Source organism: Limosilactobacillus difficilis (assembly GCF_947387495.1).
Classification (GTDB): domain Bacteria; phylum Bacillota; class Bacilli; order Lactobacillales; family Lactobacillaceae; genus Limosilactobacillus; species Limosilactobacillus difficilis.
In genome coordinates this window covers 1-8,064 of sequence record NZ_CANDNU010000059.1, presented here as the reverse complement: position 1 = coordinate 8,064, position 8,064 = coordinate 1, and the positions used below count along the sequence as shown (strand labels likewise).

Below are 8,064 nucleotides of genomic sequence, written 5' to 3'. Positions count from 1 at the left end.
CGAACACAGCAGTTAAGCTTCAGCGCGCCAAAAGTAGTTGGGGGATCGCTCCCTGCGAGGATAGGGCACTGCCGCGCATTTTTATGGAGGGTTAGCTCAGTTGGGAGAGCGTCTGCCTTACAAGCAGAGGGTCACAGGTTCGAGCCCTGTACCCTCCATTGGGCCTAGAGCTCATGAGCCGTTAGCTCAGTTGGTAGAGCATCTGACTTTTAATCAGAGGGTCGGCGGATCGTAACCGCCACGGCTCATAGCTGCGAGAGGATCCCGTATCTTTCGCCGACTTAGCTCAGTTGGCAGAGCATCTGTCTTGTAAACAGGGGGTCGGAGGTTCGAATCCTCTAGTCGGCATTAACATTTATGCGGAAGTAGTTCAGTGGTAGAACATCACCTTGCCATGGTGGGGGTCGCGGGTTCGAATCCCGTCTTCCGCTTTGTCAATTCCATAATGCCGGGGTGGCGGAATTGGCAGACGCATGGGACTTAAAATCCCACGGTCGTTTAGACCGTACGGGTTCGACCCCCGTCCTCGGCACCAAATGCACCCATAGCGCAATTGGATAGAGTGTCTGACTACGAATCAGAAGGTTGAAGGTTCGACTCCTTCTGGGTGCACTTTATTTTCGGGAAATAGCTCAGCTTGGTAGAGCACCTGGTTTGGGACCAGGGGGTCGCAGGTTCGAATCCTGTTTTCCCGATTAAGTTGAATAGACTTACATATCGCGGTGTAGCTCAGCTGGCTAGAGCGTCCGGTTCATACCCGGGAGGTCGAGGGTTCGATGCCCCCTGCCGCGATTTCGAGTGGCGAATGTTGCTGGACCTTTAGCTCAGTTGGTTAGAGCAGGCGGCTCATAACCGCTCGGTCGTAGGTTCGAGTCCTACAAGGTCCATTGTGAATGCGAACCTACTATATATTTATGGAGGATTACCCAAGTGGTTGAAGGGGGCGGTCTTGAAAACCGCTAGGCCGGGCAACCGACGCAAGAGTTCGAATCTCTTATCCTCCTTTTATTATCGCGGGGTAGAGCAGTCTGGTAGCTCGTCGGGCTCATAACCCGGAGGTCGTTGGTTCAAATCCAGCCCCCGCAATTGGTCCGTTGGTCTAGTTGGTTTAGGACGCATCCCTGTCACGGATGAGATCACGCGTTCGAGTCGCGTACGGACCGTTGGCATAACAACTTCACTGGTTGTACTGCCAATTAGTTGTTATGCTTAGATCATTGTTCTAATGCGGGTATAGTTCAGTGGTAAAACCACAGCCTTCCAAGCTGTTGTCGCGAGTTCGATTCTCGTTACCCGCTTCTTGATATATAATGGGCCTATAGCTCAGTTGGTTTAGAGCGCACGCCTGATAAGCGTGAGGTCGATGGTTCAAGTCCATTTAGGCCCATCATTTTGGAGAATTACTCAAGTGGTTGAAGAGGCGCCCCTGCTAAGGGTGTAGGCCGCGAAAGCGACGCGAGAGTTCGAATCTCTCATTCTCCGTTGCAGTCCCGCTTTTACGGGGCTTTATTTATGCGTGATATTTGCATTTGAAAATATCGTGCTTTATACTATTATTTGTAGTATGACCCGTTGGTCAAGTGGTTTAAGACACTGCCCTTTCACGGCAGTAACATGGGTTCGAATCCCGTACGGGTCATTTTATATTATCGCGGGGTAGAGCAGTCTGGTAGCTCGTCGGGCTCATAACCCGGAGGTCGTTGGTTCAAATCCAGCCCCCGCAATTGGTCCGTTGGTCTAGTTGGTTTAGGACGCATCCCTGTCACGGATGAGATCACGCGTTCGAGTCGCGTACGGACCGTTACTTAAATTTTGTTTTGTGTCAAATTTTATTAATAGTATCTTCTTATCAATCGGTATGATGATAAGTTTTATATAAACTGGACTATGTCAGCAATGGCATTTGTCTGGTTTTTCTTTTACTCAAATTTCTAACTATACATACTGTTTTTTTAGAACTAAGAAACTAAAAACTCTGAAACAGGCCCACTAATTTCTTGGTTGTGGGCTTATGATAGGATAATCAAGCAAAAAAATCCTGTTAACGGATTACCATAAGGTGATCTATCAACAGGCTGTAATGTACGGATCAAACAGATCTCAACTTTTAATCAATTAAATTGGTTCCTTTTTACCGAATTTTGAGAGTGTGGCACCGTTGCTTTTGATGACGTCACGATACCAGTAGTAAGAATCTTTTTTATATCGTTTGCCACTCCCACGACCTTGATCATCCAGGTCAACGTAAATGAAGCCATATCGCTTGCTCATTTGCGAAGTAGAAGCGCTGATCAGATCTAGCGGTGCCCAGCTAGTGAAGCCAATCAGCTTGACACCTGCATCAACGGCTTTTTTAACTTCCTGAAGATGACGGCAAAAATAGTTGATCCGGTATTGGTCATGAACTGTTCCATCATCATTTAGCTTATCATACGCGCCCATTCCATTTTCCACGATAAAAAGTGGTTTGTGATAGCGATCGAATAATTCTAAAAGTGAAATTCGCAATCCAACGGGGTCAATGGTCCAACCCCAGTCTGTTGTTGGCAAGTAAGGATTTTTACCGCCAATAACCGTGTTGCCGTTGGTCATTTGCAAACTATTTGTATCTGTAGCTGCCAGCATCGACATGTAATAGCTGAAGGAAACAAAATCAACTGTATTTTCGCGAATAACTTTCAGCTCTGTCGAACTCATCTTGATTTTCAGTTGATGCTCCTTAAAGTATTGCAATATGAGCGGCGGATATTCACCATTTACCTGCACGTCACTACAAAAATAATTTAGGGTGTTGCGATTGAAGGCTGCTAAAACGTCTGTCGGCTTAACAGTCGCTGAGTAAGTGGTGAGTTTAGTAAGCATACAGCCAACCTGGCTACCGGTAATTAATTGATGACAGAGACGAGTCACTTCAGCTGAGGCAAGAAATTGATAGTGAAGGGCCTGATATTCATCTTGCAAAAGGTTGTTGCTATTTTCGGCGATAATACCTGCAGATGTAAACGGGTGACGAGTAATGCTATCAATTTCATTGAATGTGATCCAGTATTTGACATTGTTAAATTGCTGAAAGCAGGTTTTGGCAAAATGATAAAAGTAGCGGACTACTCGTTTATCCGCCCAGCCATTGTATTTTAGCGCTAAGTTTAACGGCATTTCATAATGAGACAAGGTTATAAGGGGCTCGATGCCGTATTTTCGGAGTTCAGAAATTAATTGTTGGTAAAACTTAATTCCGGCTGCATTTGGCTGCTTTTCTTCACCGGTGGGAAACAATCTTGTCCAGGCGATAGAAAAACGAAAAACTTTAAATCCCATTCCGGCAAGCAAGCGAACGTCTTCCTTGTAATGATGATAAAAATCAATTCCACGTCGCTTAGGGTAGTTGCGATCGTCTAAGTCGCGGCAAGCCTCATTAATTTGCTGGAGATTGACGGCTACTTGCTGCTGGTAGTCCTTAGCCGGATCCCTTAACTGGGCCACGTCAGCGACAGATATTCCCTTGCCACCAATATTCCAGGCTCCTTCAACTTGGTTTGCTGAAATTGCGCCACCCCAGAGAAAATCTTGATAAAAGGGCATAACGATTCACTTCCTTTGATTTAATTTGTTGCTAAGGGCAAACTCAATGGCTGGGTGCCAGGTTCAGTGACAACGACAATGACGGGTGTCTCGTATCCTTCCTGAGCGACTTTTTCAAAGTCCACTTTTAGTGCGGGCTGACCAACGTGAACTTGTTGACCGACCTTGAGTAGTGGTCGAAAGAACTTTCCTTCGAGTTTAACGGTTTCTAGACCAACATGGACCAAAACTTCAGCTCCACTAGCAGTACGAATACCAAACGCATGACTAGTAGGCGCTACCATTGCTACGGTGCCGCTAATGGGGACGTTGACAACATTGCTTGTCGGGGCAGGGCGAACAAAGAATCCATCACCCATCATTCCTGAAGAAAAGACGGGGTCGTTTAGCTTTGATAAAGATTCCATTTTGCCAGTTACGGGGCTAGTGAGTTTTAATTGGTCTAATTTGATTTTTGGCTGATGTTTTGTTTGCTTGGCTTTAACTTCACCAGGATTGGTGTCTTTCCATAAAATGAGAGTCAGTGTAAAGGAAAGCATAAAACTAAAAACACCCCCCCATAATGCATGTAACAAATTAGCCGGATGATTTTTATCAACGAAGATGGTTAGAGTAGTTAAGCCTGGGCCGACTGGAGCAAAGCCGTTGAGGCCTACCAAACCGATGAAAGCTCCACCGATGAAAGAGCTGGTCATCACACTGCAGAGTGCACGCTTATTTTGCAAAGTAACACCATAAACTGCCGGTTCGGTAATACCACATAATCCTGAGATACCACCTGAAAGGGCTGCTGCTTTCAAACGTTTATCCTTCGTTTTGATAGCGATTGCGAAGCAGGTGCCAGCTTCGGAAATGTTATGAGCTAGTGAAGCGGGGAGATAGAGCATTTCTTTTTTCATCGTTCCCAGGGTGGTGATGACATAAGGCACAAGGGGCTTATGCATTCCAGAGGCAACCAATAATGGTAGTGCACCTGCTAAGATGGCAGTCGCAACCCAGCCGACGTGGTTAAATAACCAAAGAATTGCATTGGCGAAGGCTTGACCAGCGACAAAACCAGCCGGCCCTAAGAAGATAAGGCTAAGTGGCACGGTGATTGTCATCGCTACCAAGGGCACGAAAAATACTTGGATGGCTCGGGGGCTGTATTTCATCAAGGTTTTCTCTAAGACAGCGTACAAGAGGACAGTTAAGATTGCGGAAAAGACTTGTGAAGAATAATCAATATTCTGCAGTCGCATTCCCCATAGGGACATTCCAGCGCCCAAAGCTTTGACCATATTTGGTAAAACTAAAACACCGACGACCGACGCTGCTACTAAGTCGTTAACACCTAACTTGCGGGCAGCAGTGATGGCAACCAGTAGGGGGAGAAAATAAACCGGTGCAGTTCCGGCAAAGTTGAGAATCTGGTAAAGTGAGCTCTTACTGCTCATCCAACCTAGTAATGATAAGAGCATCAAGATAGACCGAAGAATTCCGCCAGCTGCGATCGCTGGAATGAGCGGTTGAAATACTGACACGATGAAGTCAAGAAAGAGATGATACCATTTGCTTTTTGGCCGAGGATTGGTTGTTTGATCAGTATCAGCAGTTGTCGTTTGCAAAACCTTATTGACGGCGGCAAAGACGTCATTGACTTTGTTGCCAACGACGATTTGAAATTGACCATTACTGTAGGTGACGCCTAAGACGCCGGGAAGTTGACGGATTGTCTGAATATCTGCTTGATGATGATTGCGGAGTACGAAGCGCAGGCGGGTTGTACAATGCATTAAACTGACTACGTTAGCCTTGCCGCCCACCAATTGAACGATTTTGTTGGCATCGGGATTGTGCATTTTAATCATTCCTTTCGAATTTGTCGAACTTAGATTGCCATTGATTAGCCTCCCCGCAGATACAAAAAAGGGACCGAGAAGCTGAGACAGCTTTTCGATCCCTTGGGGGAGGTGATGGTTTCTTAACCAGCTGCCCGTGATTTCGATATTCACGGGCAACATTAAATTAGTGCCCGCATTACTAAATAATAATGACAGCACTAATAATGAGCTTGTTACTATTGAAATGTGAGTAAACCATTTAGTGAGCCTCCCTTTAAATGAGAAAAAGATTAAAAATGTTAATGGCATTATAATACAGATGCTGGTTGCCAGTGTCAAGAAATATTTTAATCTTCAAAAACGACCAGCTAAATAAGGAGCCCGAAAAAGTTAAGCCAGCTTGGCTTTTATGGGGATAGAAAAGCAGCCACCGGAATTATTCCGGATAGCTGCTTAGATCTTAGAAGTTAATTGCTAGATTTATAAATTGATTGGCTTGCTAGTGTGAACAACACCATTAATTGATCCTATGAGGTAATGGCGGTTGCAAGTGGGTTAAGAGAGGGTATATTTTTCACTAAAGTATGTGTTCTGCGGTCCCCTTGCGGAAAATTCGAGCAGCGGGGCGTATTCGTTACTATCGAGCCATTGATCCAAATCTTTCTGGCTATTCCATGTTGAGATTAAAATGGTTAATTGGCTATGACCAACTCGTTCACACATGAGGATACTGTTGAGCCCCTTCACATTCTGAGAATCATTAATTAAATCCGTTACCTTCTTGCGCATAATTTGTTCATCATCGGTGCTTAGCTTGAAAGACTGGTAGTAAACAATCCCGCGCAGATCATCAGCACCTGCGCTTTTGATCACTTTTAAGCGAATTGGTGAACTAAAAATGTTTTCCTTACCGGATAAGTCAAATAGTGCGTGTTGGGCATTTTCACCACTGGATACAAAGAGCTTAAAAGGACGATCAGGATATTTTTTGGCAATGTCACGAAGAAGGCTGCTCGAACCAAACGTAAAATTGAGCTGTGAAATCATGTTTAAGACCCCTTTTCCCTTGTCCAATTTACCTCAATTTTACACTAATGTAGGTGAAAGTGTTAATACTCGATGAGAATTGATATTTCAATTTTCCTTACAAAAAGTCAATAAAATTGCTTGAAGCTCTTCAAATCAAGGATAAACTAAGCTATAATATGGTGTAGCGTTATTTACTAGTATTTGAATTTGATTAGGAGGCACGTCAATGGTTACTTTATACACGTCTCCAAGTTGCACGTCATGCCGGAAAGCAAAAGCATGGCTCAAAAAACATAATATTCCGTTTAAAGAGCAGAATATCTTTTCTGAACCACTTACTACAAACGAAATTAAACAAATGCTTCAGATGACCGAAAATGGCACTGAGGATATTATTTCCAAGCGATCAAAGGCCTATCGCCAATTGAAAGTTAACCTCGATGAATTGCCAATGAAGGAAATGTTTGAACTGATTCGCAAAACGCCGGGGCTTTTGCGTCGGCCAATCATTATGGATGACAAACGCCTTCAGGTTGGTTACAATGAGGACGAAATTCGTCGCTTCTTGTCACGGCAGGTCCGTGCGCTTGAGTTGAAAGTGGCTCAGAAGAAAGCTGACTTGGGATAATTAAACGAAAGACTTGGGAATTCTTCCAAGCCTTTTATTTTAACGACTGCTAGAACGTCTTCCTTTACTTTTTTGCTTAAGTCGGTACAATAGAATTATTAGTATACTCTGCATAGCAGGGGAGGCGGATTGCTGATGGAAATGGAACACATCAACGAAAATACGATACGGGTACTGATAGGCAATGATGATCTTAATGCGCGGGGCATCCGCGTTTTGGATCTCCTTGGCAATCACAAGGAAATCGAAAACTTCTTCTATAGTGTGTTGGAAGAAGTGGATACAGATCATCAGTTTATCGATAATGATGCGGTCACTTTTCAGGTGATGCCAACGCGGACGGGCTTGGAATTGTTCATTAGCAAGGCTGATAAGAACAACCGTGAAGAATCGACCGCTGAAAATAACGACGCTATTTCAGAATACATTAAGCGTGAATTATCCGGCCACGATCATGATTCAGTTGCAGGTGTCAAAAAGGCTTCGTATGAGGCCAATGGGATGGATGCCGACGATGATGATTATGACGACAATGACGACGGCACGAAGACGGTCGTTATCACTTTCCGCCGCTTTGAGGATCTGGTCCAACTGGCCAACGAATTAATCGACGACGATAACATTGCCAGCGATCTTTATAGCATGAAGGGGCACTATTACTTAGCCTTGACCTTCTTTGATGACAATAGCGTCACTCCGGGAACTATCGATGATCAGTTAGCTATTGTTGGCGAGTATGCTCAGCCAGCAAAGCTCACTAAGGACGTTTTAAGCGAACATGGTAAGCTGCTGATGGATCATTCAGCACTAGAACTGACGCGCTATTATTTCAAGAATTAAGTTTAGCATCTTGTTGAAGCCGGAACGTTTTGAAATAGGTTTTGATTGGCAAAAGTGGCGGAGGAATTTCTCCGCCCTTTTTTAGTGGGTCTCTGTCAATTGGTGTTGGTGGAGACGTATAATCATCCTCAAAATTTGAGGGTGATTTTTTTTAAAGCAAAC

General features: G+C 44.5%; 5 protein-coding genes and 18 tRNA genes. 20 read left to right on the top strand and 3 right to left on the bottom strand.

The genetic code is table 11. The features are described from left to right. Positions 1–85 precede the first annotated feature (85 nt). The 18 genes from QOR82_RS08500 to QOR82_RS08415 all read left to right on the top strand — a co-directional run bounded on the left by QOR82_RS08500 (position 86) and on the right by QOR82_RS08415 (position 1,801). A tRNA-Val gene (locus QOR82_RS08500) sits at positions 86–158 on the top strand. A gap of 17 nt (positions 159–175) precedes the next feature. Further along, positions 176–248, top strand: a tRNA-Lys gene (locus tag QOR82_RS08495). A 27-nt stretch (positions 249–275) separates the two neighbouring features. Next, a tRNA-Thr gene (locus QOR82_RS08490) sits at positions 276–348 on the top strand. Between the two features lie 11 nt (positions 349–359). Then, positions 360–431: transfer RNA gene (locus QOR82_RS08485), tRNA-Gly, on the top strand. A 16-nt stretch (positions 432–447) separates the two neighbouring features. Continuing rightward, positions 448–535, top strand: a tRNA-Leu gene (locus QOR82_RS08480). A 3-nt stretch (positions 536–538) separates the two neighbouring features. Then, a tRNA-Arg gene (locus tag QOR82_RS08475) sits at positions 539–612 on the top strand. A 9-nt stretch (positions 613–621) separates the two neighbouring features. Beyond that, a tRNA-Pro gene (locus tag QOR82_RS08470) sits at positions 622–695 on the top strand. A 23-nt stretch (positions 696–718) separates the two neighbouring features. Then, positions 719–792: transfer RNA gene (locus tag QOR82_RS08465), tRNA-Met, on the top strand. Between the two features lie 21 nt (positions 793–813). Then, a tRNA-Ile gene (locus QOR82_RS08460) sits at positions 814–887 on the top strand. Positions 888–916: 29 nt separating this feature from the next. After that, positions 917–1,004 (top strand) — tRNA-Ser (locus tag QOR82_RS08455). Between the two features lie 8 nt (positions 1,005–1,012). Next, positions 1,013–1,086 (top strand) — tRNA-Met (locus QOR82_RS08450). A gap of 2 nt (positions 1,087–1,088) precedes the next feature. Continuing rightward, positions 1,089–1,163 (top strand) — tRNA-Asp (locus tag QOR82_RS08445). Between the two features lie 64 nt (positions 1,164–1,227). After that, positions 1,228–1,298, top strand: a tRNA-Gly gene (locus QOR82_RS08440). A gap of 14 nt (positions 1,299–1,312) precedes the next feature. Beyond that, a tRNA-Ile gene (locus QOR82_RS08435) sits at positions 1,313–1,387 on the top strand. A 7-nt stretch (positions 1,388–1,394) separates the two neighbouring features. Continuing rightward, a tRNA-Ser gene (locus QOR82_RS08430) sits at positions 1,395–1,482 on the top strand. Positions 1,483–1,566: 84 nt separating this feature from the next. Next, positions 1,567–1,639, top strand: a tRNA-Glu gene (locus QOR82_RS08425). Between the two features lie 11 nt (positions 1,640–1,650). After that, positions 1,651–1,724: transfer RNA gene (locus QOR82_RS08420), tRNA-Met, on the top strand. 2 nt (positions 1,725–1,726) lie between these two features. Beyond that, positions 1,727–1,801 (top strand) — tRNA-Asp (locus QOR82_RS08415). A 314-nt stretch (positions 1,802–2,115) separates the two neighbouring features. Here the strand turns inward: QOR82_RS08415 and QOR82_RS08410 are convergent. The 3 genes from QOR82_RS08410 to QOR82_RS08400 form a co-directional block, all read right to left on the bottom strand. Then, on the bottom strand, positions 2,116–3,582 hold the full coding sequence (locus tag QOR82_RS08410) for a glycoside hydrolase family 1 protein (RefSeq protein WP_283584319.1): 1,467 nt from the start codon (positions 3,580–3,582) through the stop codon (positions 2,116–2,118). Between the two features lie 20 nt (positions 3,583–3,602). After that, positions 3,603–5,714 (bottom strand): beta-glucoside-specific PTS transporter subunit IIABC, encoded by a 2,112-nt coding sequence (locus QOR82_RS08405; RefSeq protein WP_283584318.1) that lies wholly within the window; start codon positions 5,712–5,714, stop codon positions 3,603–3,605. 246 nt (positions 5,715–5,960) lie between these two features. Next, positions 5,961–6,452, bottom strand: a complete 492-nt coding sequence (locus QOR82_RS08400; protein ID WP_283584317.1) for a hypothetical protein — start codon at positions 6,450–6,452, stop codon at positions 5,961–5,963. A gap of 208 nt (positions 6,453–6,660) precedes the next feature. On the opposite strand from QOR82_RS08400, the gene spx reads away from it, so the two are divergent. Then, positions 6,661–7,062, top strand: coding sequence for a transcriptional regulator Spx (gene spx / locus QOR82_RS08395; RefSeq protein WP_283584316.1), 402 nt, complete (start codon positions 6,661–6,663; stop codon positions 7,060–7,062). Positions 7,063–7,197: 135 nt separating this feature from the next. After that, positions 7,198–7,902 (top strand): adaptor protein MecA, encoded by a 705-nt coding sequence (locus tag QOR82_RS08390; protein WP_283584315.1) that lies wholly within the window; start codon positions 7,198–7,200, stop codon positions 7,900–7,902. Positions 7,903–8,064 lie beyond the last annotated feature (162 nt).

Bases quoted from the DNA above. Each gene is read 5' to 3' on its own strand.
- QOR82_RS08405 (WP_283584318.1), bottom strand. From the start codon at position 5,714: ATGCCATTAACATTTTTAATCTTTTTCTCATTTAAAGGGAGGCTCACT.
- QOR82_RS08400 (WP_283584317.1), bottom strand. From the start codon at position 6,452: ATGATTTCACAGCTCAATTTTACGTTTGGTTCGAGCAGCCTTCTTCGT.
- QOR82_RS08410 (WP_283584319.1), bottom strand. From the start codon at position 3,582: ATGCCCTTTTATCAAGATTTTCTCTGGGGTGGCGCAATTTCAGCAAAC.
- QOR82_RS08390 (WP_283584315.1), top strand. From the start codon at position 7,198: ATGGAAATGGAACACATCAACGAAAATACGATACGGGTACTGATAGGC.
- spx (WP_283584316.1), top strand. From the start codon at position 6,661: ATGGTTACTTTATACACGTCTCCAAGTTGCACGTCATGCCGGAAAGCA.